This is a genomic window from Nocardioides mangrovi (genome assembly GCF_020073815.1).
Lineage (GTDB): Bacteria > Actinomycetota > Actinomycetes > Propionibacteriales > Nocardioidaceae > Nocardioides > Nocardioides mangrovi.
Genome location: NZ_JAIQZJ010000008.1, coordinates 190247 through 209136 on the forward strand (window position 1 = coordinate 190247; position 18890 = coordinate 209136).

The following is an 18890-nucleotide window of genomic DNA, read 5'->3' on the forward strand; positions in this document are numbered from 1 at the left end:
GCCCTGATGCACGCGCTCATCGTCGACATCAACGAGGTCCTCGCCGGCGCCGACGACCCCGCCCTCGAGCAGGTCGGCGCCTACGGCGACCGCGCCCAGATCCGCGGCTGGATCGAGAAGCGCTTCGACCAGTGGCCCGACCTGATGCCCAAGGTCCGCGCCGCCAACCAGGCCGCCGGCACCGACCCCGAGATCGAGCTCGCCGTCGAGAAGTGGTTCGAGTCCGCCATCGGCGACATCCACCGCGGCCTCGACAAGGCCAAACGCTTCGACAAGGACTCACGCCACGTCCGCGGTGTCCTCGCCTTCGCCCAGGTCGAGTTCCTTTCCCGCCGCTGGATGCTCGAGGGCTGGGACGACAAGGTCGACCGCGACGTCGCCCACAACACGATCACCGACAGCTGGTGTGCACTGCTGGCCAGGTAGTCCTATTGGCCAGCGGGACGTCTCGGTGGGGGCAGGGCCTTGCGTCCGGATCCTGTTCGGTGGATCGTCCGTGGATCCGACCCGTGCTCATGTAGAAAGGTCCAATGCCGGTTGCCCTTGATGAAGCAGCACTGAAGCATCGTCTTCGGCGCGCCTTCCTAGCCGAGGACGCTAAGCCGATTGTGTTTGTCGTTGGAGCTGGGCTCTCTGCAGGAGCGGTGCCCTCCACGAGTCAGATGCTCGCCTACTTTCAAGGAGCTGTTTCCGACGACGCTGAGGATCTAAACGACTTCAAACGCGAGGTCCTGCAAGATTCCCCCCCACAGTATCGGTATCAGGCCGCTACGCAGTTTGTGCTTGAGCGAGCAGGTCTCGACGCCCTGAATCGAACCGTGCGGCTAGCCGTGCTCGCGGCACGGACGCCAAAGCTAAGCCCAGAGCTCGGACGACGATATGTCCGCAGCGAGGCGGACCTGAAAACGCTCGAGCTCGATGCAGGGGGCTGGGCTATTCCGCAGGGTCAGCAGGCGCTTGGCCGAATCCTCGCTCTGGTCCCTGATGAGACTCGCGGGCCGGTGCTCACAACGAATTTCGACCCGCTGCTCGAGGCTTCTATCAGCGTGGCTGGTCTCAACCCCTGGAAGGTGGTGGCGGATACTGACGGAGCTGTCCCACCTCTGCCCCGAGGTGTCTCGGGAGTTATTCCTGTCGTCCATCTGCATGGATCTTGGAGCGAAGGCGACACCCTCCATACCAGTGCTCAGCTTAGTCACGATCGCCCTAGGCTTGCCGGTAGCTTGAGGCAACTCCTAACGAGCTGCCTCGTTGTGGTCGTCGGCTATGCAGGGTGGGACGATGTGCTTACCGGCTCACTTCACCGTTTGGTAGAGGAGGGGACGGTTCACGACTTAGAGGTCCTCTGGGCTTGTCACGGCGATACGGTGGAAATGGGGGCACTGCCGCCGGCGGGACTTCCTGGTCGGCTGCAGCCGTACGTTGAGGTCAACGGAAACACTATGTTCCCGTCGCTGGAGCAGGCGCTGAGGCAGCGGCTAGGCGCACCGATAGCGACGAGTGCTCGATCGCGCGAAGCCGCCCAGTTCTCAGGCACGCGGCTATTGACGCCCGAATTCTTCGCCAAGCAGCGATCGCGGGAAGGCTCGGCTGTCGATGCGCTCTCATATTTCGATGGCCGCGCTCCTTCTTGGGTCGATGCGCTTGATCGGCGAGCCCCAATGCTGTCAAGAACTAGGGAGTGCCTTGACCTTTTACTAGATGCCGAATTCTCACATTTAGCCCTTCTCGTCGAAGGGCCGACTGGAGAGGGAAAATCAACCGCACTTCGACAGATTGCCGCCGAGCTCGCTGTCGATGGAGACTCCGATGCGTACTGGGTTGAGGCTGGCGCCGCATTTCCATGGAATGAATTGGAAGAGTCGACGGCCACTTCTCGCCGCACCTGGGTCATTGTCGACGACGCTGACATTTGGGCTCGGGAGATTCGCAATCTTGTCGTGCGCCTTCGTAACGACGGCCGCGAAGACCTTCGTTTAGTGCTGGCGTCGCGAGATACTGACTGGTTGCGTTCCACCTCTGGGGAACGCGCGATGCTGAGTACGGCCGACTTGGTTCATTTTCAGTTCCAAGGGATATCCGATGCCGATGCCGTCGAGATCGTTTCTGCTTGGGGGGTACACGGGACTGAGGGTCTCGGTGCGCTTTCCAATGTTCCCGGATCAGACGATCGCGCTCGGATCCTCCACGCTGCCAGCAGCGGCGCCGGTGGGAGCTCACTCTTGGGTGCTCTGTTAAGCGTCCGGTTCGGCGCTGCGTTCAACCAACACATTCGGGAGCTGATGGCGAGGCTCGATCGCATGCGACTTCCGGACAAAGGCACGGTTCTTGACGCATATCTGATTGTTTGCTTGGCGGGCCGCTTTGGTCTTCCTGAGGTGCTTGTGAGTCACCTAGCTGCCCATTTCCACCTATCGGAGAGCGAAGCTGACAGGCTAATCCTGCGGAGGCTCGGTCGTGAGGCCGCTGCGCAGAGACACGGCGAAGTCGTGGTGCCGCGGCACGCGCGGATCGCGGATGCTGTGATCTCGCTGATTCCTGAATTTAGGCAGGAGTCACTTGGAGATCTGCTCTCTGAGTATGTATTTGGTGTTACCTCGCGCGCCGGTGACGGACGATGGAACGAGGCGACGGTGGCGGTCGCGTACTGCAGTCAAAAGATCGAAGACAAAGACGTCGCGATCGCATGTGCACTAGCTGGTCAATCAGCCAATGGAGCGCAGCTGCGGCAGGTCGTCAATTCGATGTACGTGCTTCGGAAATTCAACGAACTTGGTCGGGCAACGGAAATCGCTACCGAGGCGTGGTCAAGTATCGACTTGTTTCGCGACCATCGGTTGGCTCTCCGCAGCTTCTTCCTTGAGTGGGCGAGGGTCGAGGGACTGCAAGGGCATGGGCGCAACAGCGCTTCCTTGAATGCTTGCGCGATCTTAGATCTACCGGGCGCTGACTTCTTAGGGCGCACGGAAGCCATATATGGTCTGAATGGCCTTGCTTTCTCATTCGGAATTCTTCCTCCGAGCGATTCGGGGTTAGAGGTGCAGTGGCGAGGTGTTCTGGCGGAGGCGGCGCTGGATCTCGGCCCTATGCGGGAACTTCGCGACCAGGCTGAACGGTATCTCGGATCTGCGACTAGAGATGGATATCAATCGGTCCGCGAGGTGCGAGACCGCCGAGGGCTGCTCAAGGCGAGCATTAAGACTGCCTTTCGCGGCGCTACAGTTGGTCCGGCGAGACGATACGGCCGCGACGCGGAAAGCGTAAATCAACTCGCGCAATTGTTGGATTTGTAGGCGCCGGCTACGGTCTGCATCTTATTGAATCAGGGTCGGAGTCGAGAGACTGTAAACGAACGGCTCCGCCCGGCGCCCGTATCCCACGCCGATCGCGCTGGAGAGCTGACGCGATAAATGATCTACGCGCACGCAGCGCGCTGGACCCGCGACCGCCGTACGCCGTACGCGAAGTAGATGACCAGGCCGAGGGCGAGCCAGGCGAGGAAGCGGATCCAGGTGTCGATGGCGAGGTTCGTCATCAGGGCGATGCAGAGGATCGCGGAGACGATCGGGAGCACGGGCGACAGGGGCGTGCGGAAGGGTCGCTTCAGGTCGGGGCTGGTGCGGCGCAGGATCGGTACGGCGAGCGAGACGATCGTGAACGCGAAGAGGGTGCCGATGCTGACCATCTCGGCGAGCTTGTCGAGGGGCACGAAGGCGGCGAGGACGGCGACGAAGACGACGGTGATCGCGGTCATCAGGTTCGGGGTGCCGAAGCGGGGGTGCAGCTGGGCGAGGCGCGGAGGAAGCAGCCGGTCGCGGGCCATGGCGAAGCCGATCCGGGGCATCGTGACGATGTCGACCAGGATCACCGAGGTGAGGCCGGCGATGGCGGCGACGTTGATGATGTTGGCGGCCCAGCCGAGGCCGACGGACTTGAAGGCCTCCGAGATCGGGGCGCCCTCGTCGAGGTCGTGGAAGTCGACCATGCCGGTCAGGACGCCCGACACCGCGACGTACAGCAGGGTGCAGATGCCGAGGGTGCCGAGCAGGCCGATCGGCAGGTCGCGCGACGGCTTCTTGGTCTCCTCGCCGAGGTTCGCGACGGCCTCGAAGCCCGTGTAGGAGAAGAACACGATCGCGGCCGCGGACAGGACGCCCGCGAGCCCGTAGATCGACGGCGAGGTGCCGGTCAGCGCCTGCCACAACGGCTGGGTGAGGCCGCTCGTGTCGGAGCCCTTCTCGCTCGGCGGGATGAACGGGTGCCAGTTGGCGGTCTTGACGTAGAACGCGCCGAGGATGATCACGAACAGACAGATCGCGACCTTGATCGCCACCAGCGTGTTGGTCACCCACTTCGACTCGCGGATGCCCACCCACGCGATGACACCGAGCACCAGCACGATGAGCACCGCGCCGAGGTTCACGGTCGACGACTCCCCGAAGAGACTCGTCGGGACGGCGTCCGACAGGCTCGCGACGTACCCGGACCACCCGCGCGCCACCACCGCGGCGCCGAGCGAGAACTCGAGCACCAGGTCCCAGCCGATGATCCAGGCGAAGACCTCGCCGATCGTCGCGTAGGCATAGGTGTACGCCGACCCCGCGGTCGGCACCGCCGACGACAGCTCGGCGTAGCAGAGCGCCGCCAGCAGGCTGACGATCCCGGCGAGCGCGAAGGAGAGCATTACGGCCGGGCCGGCGTAGTCCTTCGCGGCGACACCGGTGAGGGTGAAGATGCCGGTGCCGATGACGATCCCGATGCCGAAGCCCATCAGGTCCAGCGCGCCGAGGCTCTTCTTGAGCCGCCCGGTCTGCTCGGCGTCGCCCTCGGGTGCGTCCTCGTTCTGCTCGAGGACGGCGTCGATGTCCTTGGTACGTGTCAGCTCCACCCGCGCAGGGTGCCCCGTACGACGAGATCGCAGTCCTGCTCAGGAATGAATCCCGACACCCGATGGTTCTGGATGTCAGCTGGATCCGTTACATGCCCCCGGGCCTCACCACTTGTCGCTCCGAGCGACCACCTGCCGAGAGGCGGCTGTCGGACCAGCGAGCAGCACCACGAAGCCACCCGTCGGGTAAGCCCCGAGCCGGGTGGCTTCGTGCTTCTCGGGGGTCGTGCTGCTGACGGGGAGCGATAGCGCTCCCTGAGCATCACGACCTGGGCGGGGAGGCGCTCCGAGACAGGTAGGTCGGCAGCACGAGCAACAGCGCCGTGATCACGAGACCGATCCCGATGCCGGCGACCAGGGCGGCGGAGCGGTCGATGACCATGTCGAAGGTGAAGAAGATGATCCCGGTGATCATCAGCGAGAGCGTGGTCACCGCGGCCGCGACCAGCCGCTGAGCGGCGGCCAGGATGCGGTCCTTCACGTGCTCGCCCGACAGCCGCCGGTGGATGACGACGGGGGAGAGCAGGAAGAGGGTCGTGAGGGCGGCGGGGACGACGAGGACCAGGTACGTCGTGCGCTGGAAGTCGTCGAGGTCGCCGAACGAGCTCTGGAAGGGGAGCGTCAGCAGGAAGCCGGCGGTGAGCTGGGCCCCGGTCTGCATCACCCGCAGCTCCTGCAGCAGGTCGTCGAACTTCCGATCGAGGCGCTCCTCCTCGGTCTCGTCGCGCCCGCTCACCGGTCAGGTGTTGCGCAGCGCGTCGACCAGCTCGGACTTCTTCATCGACGAGCGGCCCTCGACGTCGAGCTCGGCGGCGCGCTTGCGGAGGTCGGCGACCGTCCAGTCGTCGTACGAGGGCGAGGAGCCACCCTTCTTGCCGACCGCCTTCCGCGAGGTGTTGGCGGCGGCGTTGGCGATCCGCGCGGACTTCTCCTTGCTGTTGCCCTCGTCGCGCAGCTTCTCGTAGAGCTCGTCGTCCTTGACGCTGGGTCCGGGTGTCTTCTTAGCCGGCATCGTTCGCTCCTGACCGTCGGGGGTGGACCTTCGCTCAGTGCCCCGATCCGTCGCCCGCGATGCGCGCCGGGTCCTGCTCGCCCGCCTCGACCGCGAACGGCAGCGTGTTGCCCGGCGGCGCCACCGGGCAGGTGGCGAAGTCGGTGTAGGTGCACGGCATGTTGCCCGCCCGGTTGAAGTCCACGGTGACGGTGCCGTCGGCGGCGGGCGGCGCGGTGAGCAGCTGGCGCATCGCGGCGTACGTCGTGACGCCGGAGGTCGCGTCGCGGAAGAGGATCCAGAGGTAGCCGTCCGGCTCGGGCCAGGCGACGAGGCGGTGCTCGGCACCGTCGTACGTGAACATGACCTGGTCGCCGTCGACGCGCGCCGCGAAGGCCCAGGCCGGGTCGGGCGGGTAGCAGGGGGTGCCGCGGTAGGCACTCAGGATCGGGGCGTCCGGGTGCCGCGGTCGGACGATGGTCCGGCCGTCGCGATCGGCGACTTCGACGGTGGCGTCGCCGAAGGAGTACGTCGTGCCGTCCTCGTCCACCTGTCCGAGGGCGTGGCTGCCAGCCGCCAGGACCACGTCGCCGGTGGTGAGCGTCTCGCCCTCGTCGAGGACGACGACCGGGCCGCGCTCGTCGTGGCACCACGTGCCCGGGGCGTCGTCGAAGCGCTCGGGGGTCGCGTCGAGCCAGTGGATCGCGGTGATCGCGAGCCAGCCGTGCGGGTCGCGCAGGCGCCGCTCGCGGCTGTCGCGCCACGCCTGCCAGGCATCGACGAAATCGGTCACCGCCCCATCGTGCACCGCCGGCGGCGCCTGGGTCAGACCAGGTCGACGAGCAGCCGCGCCACCCGGCGCGCGCCGTCGGTCTCGACCGGTCGGTACGCCGCGGTGTCGCGCGCGGACTCAGCCACGATCGCCGCGGCCAGCGCGGCGGGGTCGTGGGTGACGTCGTAGTCGAGGCAGGTGCCGGCGGCGTACTGGTCGAGGCGCCGGCGGACGTGGAAGTTCTGCTCGAAGTGGTGGCGCAGCGGCAGGTAGAGGAAGGGCTTGCGCAGGGCGGTGAGCTCCATGCAGGTGGTCAGCCCGCCCTGCACGACGGCGACGTCGGCGGCGGCGAGCCGGGCGGTCAGGTCGGAGACGTAGCCGTGCACCCGCGCGCCGTCGCGCTCGGGCAGCGACCGCGGGTCGATGCGCGGACCGGCGACGATCTCGAAGCGCAGGTCCGGTCGCAGCGCCCGCGCGTGCGGCACGGCGTCGAGTACCCGCCGCAGCAGGGGCGCGCCGACACCCGAGCCACCGACGCTCACCACGCAGACCGCCTCGTCGGGACGCCACCCGAGCCGGGCCCGCAGCTCCTCCGCCGAGCCGAGCGCGGCCGGGTCGAAGCCGGTCACGTAGCCGGCGAAGTCGAAGTTCTCCTCGGTCCACTCGCGGATCGCCGGCAGGCCCGGGCCGAAGTCGTCGGGCACCACGTCGCCGGGGTTGCCGACGAAGACCGAGCGGTCCCGCAGCCGCCGGTAGCGCGCCCGGTGCTCGATCATCTCGGCGTTGAGGTCGGCGGTCAGCGCCGCCTCCTCCGCGCCGCCGTCCGGCATCGGCAGCCAGCCGACGAAGTCGGTCAGCCAGGCGTACGCCGACCGCTTGAGCTCGGGGTTCTCGTGCAGGTAGTAGTCGACGTCCCAGGCCTCGTCGCCGACGACCAGGTCGTAGGGCTCGTCCTCGAGCAGCCGGTCGAAGACCATGAAGTTGTTGACCAGGATCTCGTCCATCCGCCGGATCGCGCGGAAGGCGTGCAGGTCGTGCTCGCCGCACTCCGCCTCGACGTGGCCGGACTCGCTCGCGAGGTACGCCGACGCCGGGTGCACGTGCTCGCCGGCGTCGTGGAGCACTCGCGTGACCGGGTCCTGGGCGAGCCAGTCGACCTGGACGTCGGGCCGCAGCTCGCGCAGGGCCCGCGCGACGGCGAGGTCGCGCCGGGCGTGGCCGAGGCCGATCGGCGAGGACAGGTAGAGCACCCGCGGCGGCCGGCTCAGCGCCCGCTGCCAGGACCGCGCCGGCGGCTTCACCGGCGGCGGGTCGAAGCGCGCCGCGAAGTCGCGGATCGCGTGGTTGACCCAGACCGGGTCGCGCCCGGGCAGGCCGTGGCCGCCGCCCTCGACGAGCACGAGCTCGCCGCCGGTCAGCTCGGCCAGCCGCTCGCCGATCGCGTGGCCGCGGACCCGGTCGTCGGTGCCGTGCACGACCATCACCGGGCAGGTCACCTGCGCGCAGAGCGGCTCGACCGACGTACACGTCGCGCCCTCGCAGCCGAGCCGCCCCGCGGTCGTGTCGACGAGCGTCTGCGGCGCGACGTCGCGCCCCCACGCGATCGCGTCCTCGATCTGCTTGGTCGAGTGCGGCTCGGAGAACATCTCGCCGAAGAAGAACTCCAGGAAGTCCTCGTAGCCGCCCTCGAGCCAGTGGTGCCGGTTGTACTTCGCCCAGCCGCGGGCGTGCGGGTAGCGCTCGGACCAGACGAACTCCTCGCGCACCGGGTCCGCCACCGACAGCCCGCACGCCGGGCCGATCGAGAAGAGCCCGAGCACCCGCTCGGGGTGGCCGGCCGCGACGTGCACCGACCAGGTGCCGCCGCAGGACAGCGACACCAGCACCGCGCGGTCGACGCCGGCGTCGTCCATCACCGCGATCGTGTCGGCGGCGTACTCCACGTCGGTGTACGCCGCCGCGCCGCTCGGTCGGCCGGACGCGCCGCTGCCCCGGCCGTCGAAGGTGACGACCCGGAAGTGCCGGGCCAGGTAAGGGACCTGGGCCTTCCACATCCGCGACGGCACGATCGACCAGGTCGGCATCAGCACGACCGTCGTCGGGCCGCTGCCGTACGACGACCACGTGAGTGGCACGCCGTCGCGCACGGCGACGCCGGTGCGGTCGGGCAGGACCGCCCGGCTCGCAGGAGAGTCGGCGTCGCCGTACCCGCCCAGAACGGTGGGGCGGTGGCTCACTTGCGCACCTCCAGCACGTTGTTGAACGGCGTCTGCGCGGCGATCCGGAACTGCGTGAACCCCGCGGCCGTCACGATGTCGCGGATCCGGGCCGGTCCGGCCTGGGTCCCGATCGCGAGCCCGACGTCCTGGGAGAGCGACGCGGGCGTGCACAGCAGCGTCGAGAAGCCATAGTAGGCCCGGCCGACGGGGTTGAAGTTGTCCTCGACCCGGTCGCCCGCAGCCGGCTCGACGATCATCCAGGTACCGTCGTCGGCCAGCAGGTCGTGCACCCGGCGGGCGCAGCCGACGGGGTCGCCCATGTCGTGCAGCGCGTCGAAGACGGTGACCAGGTCGTAGCCCGAGCCGGTGACCGACGTCGAGGTCGCGGTCTCGAACGTGACGCGGTCCGCGACCCCCGCCTCGGCCGCGCGCTCGCGGGCGACGTCGACGGAGGCGCCGTGCGCGTCCGAGCCGACGAAGGTCGAGGCCGGGAACGCCTCGGCCATCAGCACCGTCGAGGCGCCGTGGCCGCAGCCGAGGTCGTGCACCCGCGCGCCGTGCTCGAGCTTGGGCACCACGCCGGTGAGCGCCGGCAGCCAGCTCGGCAGCAGGTTGGCGGCGTAGCTCGGCCGGAAGAAGCGCTCGCAGCCCTCGTGCACGTCGTGGTTGTGGTCGCCCCAGCCGAGGCCGTCGCCCTCCCGGGCTCGGTCGAAGATCTGGGCGGCGTCGCTGATCGTGCCGAAGGCGATCTGGAAGAAGCCGGGCAGGTACGCCGGGCTCTCCGGGTCGGTCAGCGCGACCACGTGCTCGGGCGGCAGCGTGTAGCGGCCGGTCGCCGGGTCGTAGGTCACGAACGCGCCGGCGGCCTGGGCGTTGAGCCACTCGGCGGCGTACCGCTCGCCGGTGCTGGTCGCCTGCGCGAGCTCGGCGGCCGTCAGCGGGCCGCGGTCGGCGAGCGCGCGGTAGTAGCCGAGCCGGTCGCCCATCACGACGAGGGCGCAGTTGAGCGAGGCGCCGACCTCGTCGACGGCGCGGAAGACGAACGCCATGAGGGCGTCCTCGTCGAGCTCGGCGGTGGGGGCGGGGGCGTGGGTGGTCATCGGATCTCCTGGGGTCGGCCCGGCCTGGTGCCGGGGTGCTCCGACCCTCGGCCCGCGGCGGCACCCGTCGCATCAGGTGACCCCCCTGGTTCTGGGGAGGACCGGCCCCCTGGGTGCTCCTAGACTCCAGGAATGCTGGTGGGGCGTCGCCAGGCCCAACGCGACCTCGAGGCCCTGCTCGCGGGCGCACGCCTCGGGCAGAGCGGTGTGGTCGTCGTGCGCGGAGAGGCCGGCATCGGCAAGAGCGCGCTGCTCGACGACGCGGTCGACCGCTCGAGCGGCCTGCGGCTGCTGCGGGTGACCGGGTCGGAGGCCGAGCGCGAGCTGCCCTTCGCCGGGCTCGCCACCCTGCTGCGCCCGCTCCTCGACCGCGTCGACACCCTCCCGGCCCCGCAGGCCGAGGCGCTCGGCGTGGCGCTGGCGCTGCGGGAGGGGCGGTCGGCCGACCGGTTCGCGATCGCCGCGGGGCTGCTGACCCTGCTCACCGGAGCCAGCGAGGAGCGACCGACGGCCGTCGTCGTCGACGACGCCCACCTGCTCGACCGCCCTTCGGCCGAGGCGCTGGCCTTCGTCGCGCGGCGGCTGGTGGCCGACGCGCTGCTCGTCGTCCTCGCCGTACGCCCCGACGAGACGGCGTCGTACGACGGTCTGCCGACGCTCGACCTGGCCCGGCTCGACCCCGAGGTGGCCCGTGAGCTGGTGCGGGCCGCAGACGCCGCTCTGACCGAGGAGCAGGTCGCGCGGATCGTCGAGCTCGGGGCGGGCAACCCGCTGGTGCTGCGCACCCTCGCCGGCCAGCCGGAGTCGCTCGGCGACCTGGCGCCCGGGCTCGCCCAGGTCGCCGCGACCGCCTTCGGCATGCGGCTGGAGCGGCTCGACGCCGGGGCGCTCGAGGTGCTCCGGGTGGCCGCGGTCGCGGGGGAGGACCTGGCCATCGTCGGCCGGGCCTGCGTGGCGCTCGGCGTCTCCCCCGACGACCTGGGCGCGGCCGAGGACTCGGGCCTGCTGGTCACCGACGCCGACCGGCTCGCCTTCCTGCACCCGCTCGCCCGCACCGCCGTCTACGCCGGGATGCCCGCCGGCACGCGGCGCGAGCTGCATGCGCTGGTCGCCGACGTGCTGCCGCCGGGCGACGAGGACCGCCGCGCCTGGCACCTGAGCGCGGCGACCCTCGGGCCGGACGCGTCCGTCGCGGCGGCGCTCGACGCGGTCGCGGCGCGCGCGACGGCCCGGGGCGCGCATGCCGTCGCGTCGTCGGCGAGCGAGCGCGCCGCCCAGCTGTCGCCGGCCCCCGAGGACGTCGGGCGCCGGCTCCTCACCGCCGGCGAGTCCGCCTGGCTCTCGGGCGAGGACGAGCGGGCGGCGGCCGTGCTCGACGAGGCCCTGCGGCACCTGGTCGCGCCTGGTCCGCGCGCCCGGGTGCGCGCGGTCACCGGGTTGGCAGCGGCCCGCAGCGGCCGGCTCGGCGAGGCCTACACCCAGCTGCTCCGGGCCGCGGACCGCGCCGGGCCCGATGCCGTCGGCGAGGCGCTCGCGCTCTACGCCGAGGTCGTCGAGGTCTGCTGCTACCTGCTCGACGTCCCGGCCGCCGCCGTGGTCGCCCAGCGGCTGGAGCGGATGCTCGCCGACCCCGAGGTCTGCGCCCGCGCCGGCACCCGGGCCGAGGCGATCGCGTCCGTCGCGGTCGGGATGGCGCGCACGCTCGAGGGCGATGCCGGCGTCGAGCACCTGCGTCGCGGTGTCGCGCTCTTCGCCGGCCTGCCGCTCGCCGACCACCGCAGCCGGTCGGCCTGGGAGGTGCTCGGCCCGCTCTACCTCCGCGAGTCGGGCGCCGGCCGCGAGCTGGTCGACCGGGCGGTCACCGAGCGCCGCGAGGCCGGCGCGATCGGCGAGCTGCCGCACCTGCTCTTCCACCTCGCGCGCGACGACGCCACGGGTGAGCGGTGGACCCGCGGCGAGGCCGGGTACGGCGAGGCGATCGTGCTCGCCCGCGAGGCGGGCCAGGCGACCGAGCTCGCCGCCAACCTGGCCGGCCTGTGCTGGCTGCACGCCCGCCAGGGCCGGGCCGACGACTGCCGCGCCGCCGGCGCCGAGGCCCGCACCGTCGCCGACGAGCACGACGTGCACCTCGCCGCCGCGTGGGTGGACTTCGGACTGGCCGAGCTCGCCCTCTCGCTCGGCGAGGTGGCCGACGCCGCCGCGGGCTTCCACTCGCTCGCCACGTGGCTCGCCGACCGGGACGTCGGCGACCCCGACCTCTCCCCGGTGCCCGAGCTCGTCGAGACCCGGCTGCGGCTCGGCGACGACCCGCGCGACGACCCGCTCGTCTCGTCGTACCTCACCCGCGCGGAGCGCAAGGGCCGCCCCTGGTCGCTCGCCCGGGCGGCGCGGGTGCGCGCCATGCTCTGTCCGGATGAAGAGGTGGACGCGGCCTTCGGCGCGGCGCTCGCCGAGCACCTGCGCACCCCGGACCGCTTCGAGACCGCCCGCACCCGGCTCCTCTACGGCGAGCGCCTGCGTCGGCTGCGTCGTCGGGCGGACGCCCGCGAGCACCTGCGCGCGGCGCTCGACGACTTCGACCGGCTCGGCGCCCGCTCCTGGTCCGACGTGGCGACGGCGGAGCTGGACGCCACCGGCCTGACCCTGCGGCGCCGCGAGACCGGGCCGGTCGTCGAGCTGACCGCCCGCGAGCTCCAGATCGCGCTGCTCCTCGCCGAGGGGCAGACCACCCGCCAGGCCGCCGCGGCGCTCTTCCTCAGCCCGAAGACGGTCGAGTACCACCTCCGCCACGTCTACACGAAGCTCGGCATCGGCTCCCGCGCCGAGCTGGCGGAGCGGATGGCCGGGGGCTGACGACGACCGGTCCGGGTGTCGGGACGCAGCCGACGCACAGGTTCTCGTAGCGCGAATGACATCAGCGCGACACCGACCCGAAATGGGCAGTTGAGATCTTAGATCCCAGATCTTGTTTCTGGGAGGACGCGCGATGGCGGATGGTCGGCTGCTGCACCTGAACCTGTTCATGAGACTGTACGGGCACCACCCATCGGCGTGGCAGCGGCCCTCGACGACGGCCGACCAGGCCTTCGATCCCGACGTCTTCCTCGGCTTCGCGCAGACCTGCGAGCGGGGTCTCTTCGACGCGGTCTTCCTGGCCGACACGCACCTCACGGTCTACTCGGGCGCCGACGTCAGCCCGGCCTCGATGTTCGAGCCGCTGACGCTGCTCTCCTACCTCGCCGCGCGCACCGAGCGGATCGGCCTGATCGGCACGCTCTCCGCCTCCTTCCACGATCCCTACAACGCCGCCCGTTCGCTGGCCTCCCTCGACCTGCTCAGCCGCGGCCGCGCCGGGGTCAACCTGGTCACCTCCCAGAGCGACGCCGAGGCCCGCACCCACGGCATCCCCGCGCTGCCCGGCCACGACGAGCGCTACGGCCGCGCGGCCGAGTTCGCCGACGTGCTGCTCCGCCTCTGGGACAGCTACCCGCGTTCTGCCGTACGCATGGACAAGGATCAGGGTCAGTTCTTCGACCTGGACGCGTTCCGGCCGGTCGACCACGACGGCGAGTGGTTCCGCGTCGAGGGCACCAACAACATCCCCCAGAGCCCGCAGGGCCGACCGCTCCTGGTGCAGGCCGGCGCCTCCTCGCAGGGGCGCGACCTCGCGGCCCGGTACGCCGAGGCGATCTACGGGATCGGCTCGACCGTCGAGGACGCGCGTGAGTACTACGACGACATCAAGGCCCGGGCCGTCGCCTTCGGCCGCCGCCCCGAGGACATCACGGTCCTGCCCGGCGTCGTGACGGTCATCGCCGACACCGAGGCGGAGGCGCGCGACCGCAAGCGCTGGCTCGACTCGCTCAAGGCGCTGCCGCGCCAGCTCGAGGTGCTCGGCGGCTACATCGGCATGGACTGCTCGGCCCTCGCGCTCGACGACCCGATGCCCGAGCTGCCGCCGCTGGAGGACTTCGCCGGTCCGCAGGGCCGCTACGTGATGATGCAGACGCTCTCGAAGGACGACGACGGCCGCCAGGTCAGCGTCGGCACCATGCTCGAGCGGATCTCCGCCGGCGGTGGCCACTTCACCTGCGTCGGTACGCCGAGCACCGTGGCCGACGAGCTAGTCCGCTGGTTCCGCGCCGGCGCGGCCGACGGCTTCAACGTCAACGCGTCGACGCTGCCCGAGGGGATCGAGCAGTTCGTCGACCTGGTCGTGCCCGAGCTCAAGGACCGCGGCGTCTTCCGCACGGCGTACGACTCGACCACGATCCGCGGCCACTTCGCCCAGCGGCTGCCGGCCGCGAGCGTCGCCTCGTGACCGCTCCTCCGGCGAGCACCGACGACCTGCGGGACGGCGTCGGCGGGCTGTGGGCCGACCTCCTCGACCACGCCTTCCCGCGCGGGATGGCCGAGGGCCGGGTGCCGATGTCGCGCTTCCGCTTCTACGTCGCCCAGAACCTCTGCTACCTGCCCGACTACGCCCGGATGCTCGCGACGGCGGCCGCGCGCTCGCGCGACGACGCGGGCCTCGTCCACTTCAGCGCCGCGCTCGCCAACATCGTCGACGTCGAGATCCCGCAGAACCGCGAGATGCTCGCGGACGCCGAGAAGCTGGCGGGTCCGTGCGTGGCCACCGACCTCGAGCCGGCGCCGGCCACCGTCGCCTACACCTCGTGGCTGCTCGCGGTCGCGGCGCGCGGCGACGCCGACGACATCGCCGCGGCCCTGCTCCCGTGCGCGTGGAGCTACGGCGAGATCGCGACCGGCCTGATCGCCGACAGCGTGCAGCACCCGCTCTACCAGGGGTGGCTCGACTTCTTCGCCGCCCCGGCGTACGCCGCGGTGGTCGACGACCTGCGCGACGCGTTCGACCGGCGGCTGTCGGTCCTGCCGGACGACGCCCGGCGTCGGGCCGCCGAGACCTTCCGCACCGGCTGCCGCCTCGAGCGGCAGTTCTGGGACCAGGCCCGCGACGGCGCGCAGTGGCCCGACCTCACCACCACCCGCACCCTGGAAGGGGTCTGACGTGCCCGTGCAGATCGACGCCCACACCCACATCCTCTCGATGGGCACCGATGCCGCGTTCACCAAGACCTACGGGCGCGAGGGCTCGCTGTGCATCTACCGGTCCGCCGGCCGGCTGCCCAGCCACCGGTGCCCGACCGACCACGAGTGGGACGAGGTCGAGGCCGAGGACGGTCACGACGGCTTCGGCGTGATCGGGCCCGACGAGACCGTCGCCGCCCACCCCGGCTTCGACAAGATCGTCGCGCTGGCGGTCAGCCCGCAGTACCTCGACGGCGTGCTCATGGGCACCGTCGACGTCGACGGCGTCACCGACGTCACGGGTGACCCGCACCCCGAGCGCTGCAACGAGTACCTCGCCGCGTGCGTGCGCGCGCAGCCGGAGAAGATCATCGGCTTCGCATCGGTGAACCCGGCGTACCGCGGGGTCCGCGTCGCCGTCGAGGAGCTCGGCCGCGCGGTCGAGGCGGGGCTCTCGGGCGTGAAGCTCTACCCGATGTACCAGCACTGGTCGCCCGCCGACCGCGAGCTGGCCTTCCCGATCTACGCCGCCGCGCGGGACCTCGGCATCCCGGTGATGATCCACCAGGCGGGCTCGACGCGGATCGACGCGAAGCTCGAGTACGCGCGGCCCGCGATGCTCGACGACATCGGCCGCGAGTTCCGCGACCTGCGCGTGATCATCGCCCACTGCGGGACGCCGTGGGTCGACGAGGCGATGTTCATGCTCACCAAGCACCCGAACTTCTACACCGAGATCAGCTACCACATGGCGACGGTGACGCGGCGCGACCTCTTCCTCTACCTCTACCGGGCCGAGCCGTCCTTCGTGCCGCTGGAGAAGATCATGTTCGGCACCGACTTCCCGGGCTTCCTCTACGACCCGGTCGCCCTGCGGGAGAAGCTGCTGACCGTCAACGAGGAGGCCGGCCCGCTCGGGCTGCCGCCGATCCCGCAGTCCAAGCTCGACGGCGTCATGGGCGACAACTTCGCCGCCCTGCTCGGCCTGGAGGTCCCGGCGTGAGCGGCCGGATGCGGATCGTCATCGCCGGCGGCGGCAACGGCGGCCTGGTCGCCGCCCACCGGCTCGCCGACCTCGCGGACGTCGTCCTGGTCGAGGCCGGGCAGGACCCGGGCGACCCGGTGCCGCACCGCTTCCTGCACGAGCACGCCTTCCCCGACGCCGACTGGGACTACGCCGACGAGGACTCCGGACGCCACCTGGTCCGCGGCCGCGTGCTCGGCGGCGGGTCGAGCGTCAACGCCGCGGCCGGGTCCCGCGGCCAGCCCAGCGGCTTCGAGGCCTGGGGCGAGGGCTGGCGCTGGGACGACCTGCTGCCGGGCCTGCGCGCGATCGAGACCGACGAGCAGTTCGGCGACGCGGCCTACCACGGCAACGGCGGCCCGATCCGGGTCACCCGCCTCTCGCAGGGTCCGCTCGACGAGGCCTTCGCCGCCGCGTCGTACGCCGCCGGTCACCCGGCCTGCCCCGACCACAACGCGCCCGGCACCCAGGGCGTCGGCCCGTGGCCGACCAACCGGGTCGACGGCGGTCGGTGGGGCGCGCTCGCGGCGTTCGCGCCGCTCGTCCGTCACCGCGTCGACCTCCGCGCCGACACCCTCGTGCGCCGCGTGCTCATGGACGGCACGCGCGCGGTCGGGGTCGAGGTCGCCGGGCCGCGCGGGGTCGAGCGGATCGACGCCGACCTGGTGATCATCTCCGCCGGCGCCTACGGCACGCCCGAGCTGCTGTGGCGCTCGGGCATCGACGCCCCCGACATCGGCGTCGGGCTCCAGGACCACCCCTGGCTGATGATGGACGTCGACGCACGTGACGAGGCGGACGTCTTCGCGCGTCCGGTCAGCGGGTCGCTGCTGCGGGCCGGCGTCGCCGACGACCCGGCCGACGAGTTCCAGGTCTTCCCCTTCTCGACCTGGCTCTACGACCGCAGCGCGCCGCGCCGCCGCTACAGCGTCTCGGTCGCGCTGATGCAGCCCGAGTCCCGCGGGTCGGTGACGCGTGGCGACGACGACCGCGCGCGGATCCGGCTCCGGCACCTGGCCGAGGACAGCGACGCGGAGCGGATGGCGACCGCCGTACGCCGGACCGCCGAGCTCATCGACGCGATGGCCGCGACCGGCATCGTCGAGGTGCCGCGGGACGCCTGGTGGCGCACCGACGACCTGGTGCCGGCGGTCCGCGCCCGGGTGGAGACCTACAACCACCCGGTGGCCTCGTGCGGGATCGGCCGCACCGTCGATCGCCGGCTGAACGTGGTCGGCACCCAGGGCCTGAAGGTCGTCGACGCCTCCGTCATGCCGCGGATCCCGGACGGCGGACCCAACCTCGTGACCATGGCGATCGGCTGGCTCGGCGGCGGGATCGTCGCCGCCGACGCCGGACTGGCCTGAGCGGTGTTTCGGAGCGGTTACCGCTCGTAAACATCGCTCGCACGGCCTTGAGCGTCGCCCCCATCGGCACCTACGGTTCTAAATAGGATCTGAGATCTCAGATTCGACGAGGCAAGGAGGTCGGTCATGGCCCGCACGGTCATCCGCCACGGCATGGTCGTCACGCTGGACGACGCCGCGACGTACCACGAGCGCGGCACCGTCGTCCTCGACGACGACCGGATCGCCTGGGTCGGTCCCGACGACCAGGCGCCCGCGCCGGCCGACGGCGACACGGTGATCGACGCGACCGACAAGATCGTCATGCCCGGCCTCGTCGACCTGCACTTCCACACCGCGCTGGGCAAGGGCTACAACGACCACCTGCCGCTGTGGGAGTACCTCGACGAGTGCTGGTACCCGCTCATCCGCGCCCTCGACTACGACGCGGCGTACTGGGCCGCGATGGCCAGCTACGCCGAGTCGATCAAGGCCGGCGTGACCACGGTCAACGACATGTACCGCCGTCTCGACGCGCTCGCCGACGCCGCCGAGGAGATCGGCATCCGCGCGGTGCTCTCGAACGACGTGGCGCTCGACGAGCACGACCTCGACACGCTCCAGGACAACATCGACGCCTTCCAGCGCAGCCACGGCGCCGCGAACGGCCGGATCCAGGTGCGGCTGGGGATCGAGTGGCTCCCGCTCGCCTCGCCCGACCTGCTCCGCGAGACCCGGACGCTGGCGAACGAGCTCGGCACCGGCATCCACATCCACCTCAACGAGTCGATGTCGGAGGTCGAGAACAGCCTCGAGCGCTTCGGCCGGCGGCCCACGGAGCTGGCCTACGAGCTCGGCTTCCTCGGCCCCGACGTCGTCGCCGCCCACTGCGTGCACCTCAACGACGCCGAGATCCGGATGATGGCGGAGACCGGCACGCACATCTCCCACAACCCGAGCTCCAACGCGAAGCTCGGCAACGGCATCGCGCGGGTGCCGGAGATGATCGCGGCCGGCATCAACGTCGGGCTCGGCCACGACGCCGTCGAGTGCAACAACAGCGCCGACATGTTCGAGGTGATGAAGTACGCCTCGCTGATGCACCGGGCCAGCCGCCAGGACGCCAGCCTCATGCAGGCCGGCGACGTCCTGCGGATGGCGACCCGGCACGGCGCCGCGGCCCTCGGGCACGACACCGGTCGCCTCGAGGCCGGCGCGAAGGCCGACCTGATCCTCGTCGAGACCAACTCGGTCGAGTTCACCCCGATGCTGCGCGACACCGCGACCCACCTGACCAGCCACCTGGTCTTCGCCGCCAACGGCTCCGCCGTCGACACCACGATCGTCGACGGCCGGGTCCTCATGCAGGGCCGGAAGCTCACCACCGTCGACGAGCACCAGGTCGTGCGCGAGGCCAACGCGGCGTTCCGTCGCACGGTCGCGCGCATGGAAGTCGTCACCCGGACGTCCTGACCCTCTCGGGACCCCCACCACCGCTGCA

14 protein-coding genes are annotated in these 18890 nt (G+C 70.9%); 8 read left to right on the forward strand and 6 right to left on the reverse strand.

Annotated elements, in window-relative coordinates; genetic code table 11:
* Positions 1–6 precede the first annotated feature (6 nt).
* Together K8U61_RS15025 and K8U61_RS15030 are read left to right on the forward strand one after the other, a co-directional pair.
* On the forward strand, positions 7–426 hold the full coding sequence (locus tag K8U61_RS15025; RefSeq protein WP_224123850.1) for a hypothetical protein: 420 nt from the start codon (positions 7–9) through the stop codon (positions 424–426).
* Positions 427–530: 104 nt separating this feature from the next.
* Complete coding sequence (locus K8U61_RS15030) at positions 531–3293, forward strand: P-loop NTPase (protein ID WP_224123851.1); 2763 nt, start codon at positions 531–533, stop codon at positions 3291–3293.
* A gap of 122 nt (positions 3294–3415) precedes the next feature.
* Here K8U61_RS15030 and K8U61_RS15035 read toward each other — a convergent pair whose 3' ends face one another.
* From K8U61_RS15035 to K8U61_RS15060, 6 genes are all read right to left on the reverse strand, one after another.
* Positions 3416–4888, reverse strand: a complete 1473-nt coding sequence (locus K8U61_RS15035) for an amino acid permease (protein ID WP_224123852.1) — start codon at positions 4886–4888, stop codon at positions 3416–3418.
* Positions 4889–5150: 262 nt separating this feature from the next.
* Positions 5151–5624: a DUF6328 family protein gene (locus K8U61_RS15040; protein ID WP_224123853.1), complete on the reverse strand. Its 474-nt coding sequence runs from the start codon at positions 5622–5624 to the stop codon at positions 5151–5153.
* Between the two features lie 3 nt (positions 5625–5627).
* Entirely contained in the window at positions 5628–5900 is a 273-nt protein-coding gene (locus K8U61_RS15045) for a DUF7218 family protein (protein WP_224123854.1), read from the reverse strand.
* A gap of 34 nt (positions 5901–5934) precedes the next feature.
* Positions 5935–6672, reverse strand: coding sequence for a DUF1684 domain-containing protein (locus K8U61_RS15050; RefSeq protein ID WP_224123855.1), 738 nt, complete (start codon positions 6670–6672; stop codon positions 5935–5937).
* A gap of 32 nt (positions 6673–6704) precedes the next feature.
* Positions 6705–8888, reverse strand: a complete 2184-nt coding sequence (locus K8U61_RS15055) for an alpha/beta hydrolase (RefSeq protein WP_224123856.1) — start codon at positions 8886–8888, stop codon at positions 6705–6707.
* On the reverse strand, positions 8885–9970 hold the full coding sequence (locus K8U61_RS15060; RefSeq protein ID WP_224123857.1) for a class I SAM-dependent methyltransferase: 1086 nt from the start codon (positions 9968–9970) through the stop codon (positions 8885–8887). Before K8U61_RS15060 ends, K8U61_RS15055 begins: the two co-directional genes overlap by 4 nt.
* Positions 9971–10102: 132 nt before the next feature.
* On the opposite strand from K8U61_RS15060, the gene K8U61_RS15065 reads away from it, so the two are divergent.
* The 6 genes from K8U61_RS15065 to K8U61_RS15090 all read left to right on the forward strand — a co-directional run bounded on the left by K8U61_RS15065 (position 10103) and on the right by K8U61_RS15090 (position 18862).
* Positions 10103–12823 (forward strand): helix-turn-helix transcriptional regulator, encoded by a 2721-nt coding sequence (locus K8U61_RS15065; protein ID WP_224123858.1) that lies wholly within the window; start codon positions 10103–10105, stop codon positions 12821–12823.
* Positions 12824–12992: 169 nt separating this feature from the next.
* Positions 12993–14291: an LLM class flavin-dependent oxidoreductase gene (locus tag K8U61_RS15070; RefSeq protein ID WP_224123859.1), complete on the forward strand. Its 1299-nt coding sequence runs from the start codon at positions 12993–12995 to the stop codon at positions 14289–14291.
* Entirely contained in the window at positions 14288–14998 is a 711-nt protein-coding gene (locus K8U61_RS15075) for a TenA family protein (protein ID WP_224123860.1), read from the forward strand. Before K8U61_RS15070 ends, K8U61_RS15075 begins: the two co-directional genes overlap by 4 nt.
* Position 14999: 1 nt before the next feature.
* Positions 15000–16022, forward strand: a complete 1023-nt coding sequence (locus K8U61_RS15080; protein WP_224123861.1) for an amidohydrolase family protein — start codon at positions 15000–15002, stop codon at positions 16020–16022.
* On the forward strand, positions 16019–17410 hold the full coding sequence (locus tag K8U61_RS15085) for a GMC family oxidoreductase (RefSeq protein ID WP_224123862.1): 1392 nt from the start codon (positions 16019–16021) through the stop codon (positions 17408–17410). The genes K8U61_RS15080 and K8U61_RS15085 overlap by 4 nt, the downstream gene beginning before the upstream one ends.
* A 126-nt stretch (positions 17411–17536) precedes the next feature.
* Positions 17537–18862 carry an amidohydrolase family protein gene (locus K8U61_RS15090; protein WP_224123863.1) on the forward strand — a complete coding sequence of 442 codons (1326 nt, stop codon included), beginning with the start codon at positions 17537–17539 and terminating at the stop codon, positions 18860–18862.
* Positions 18863–18890 lie beyond the last annotated feature (28 nt).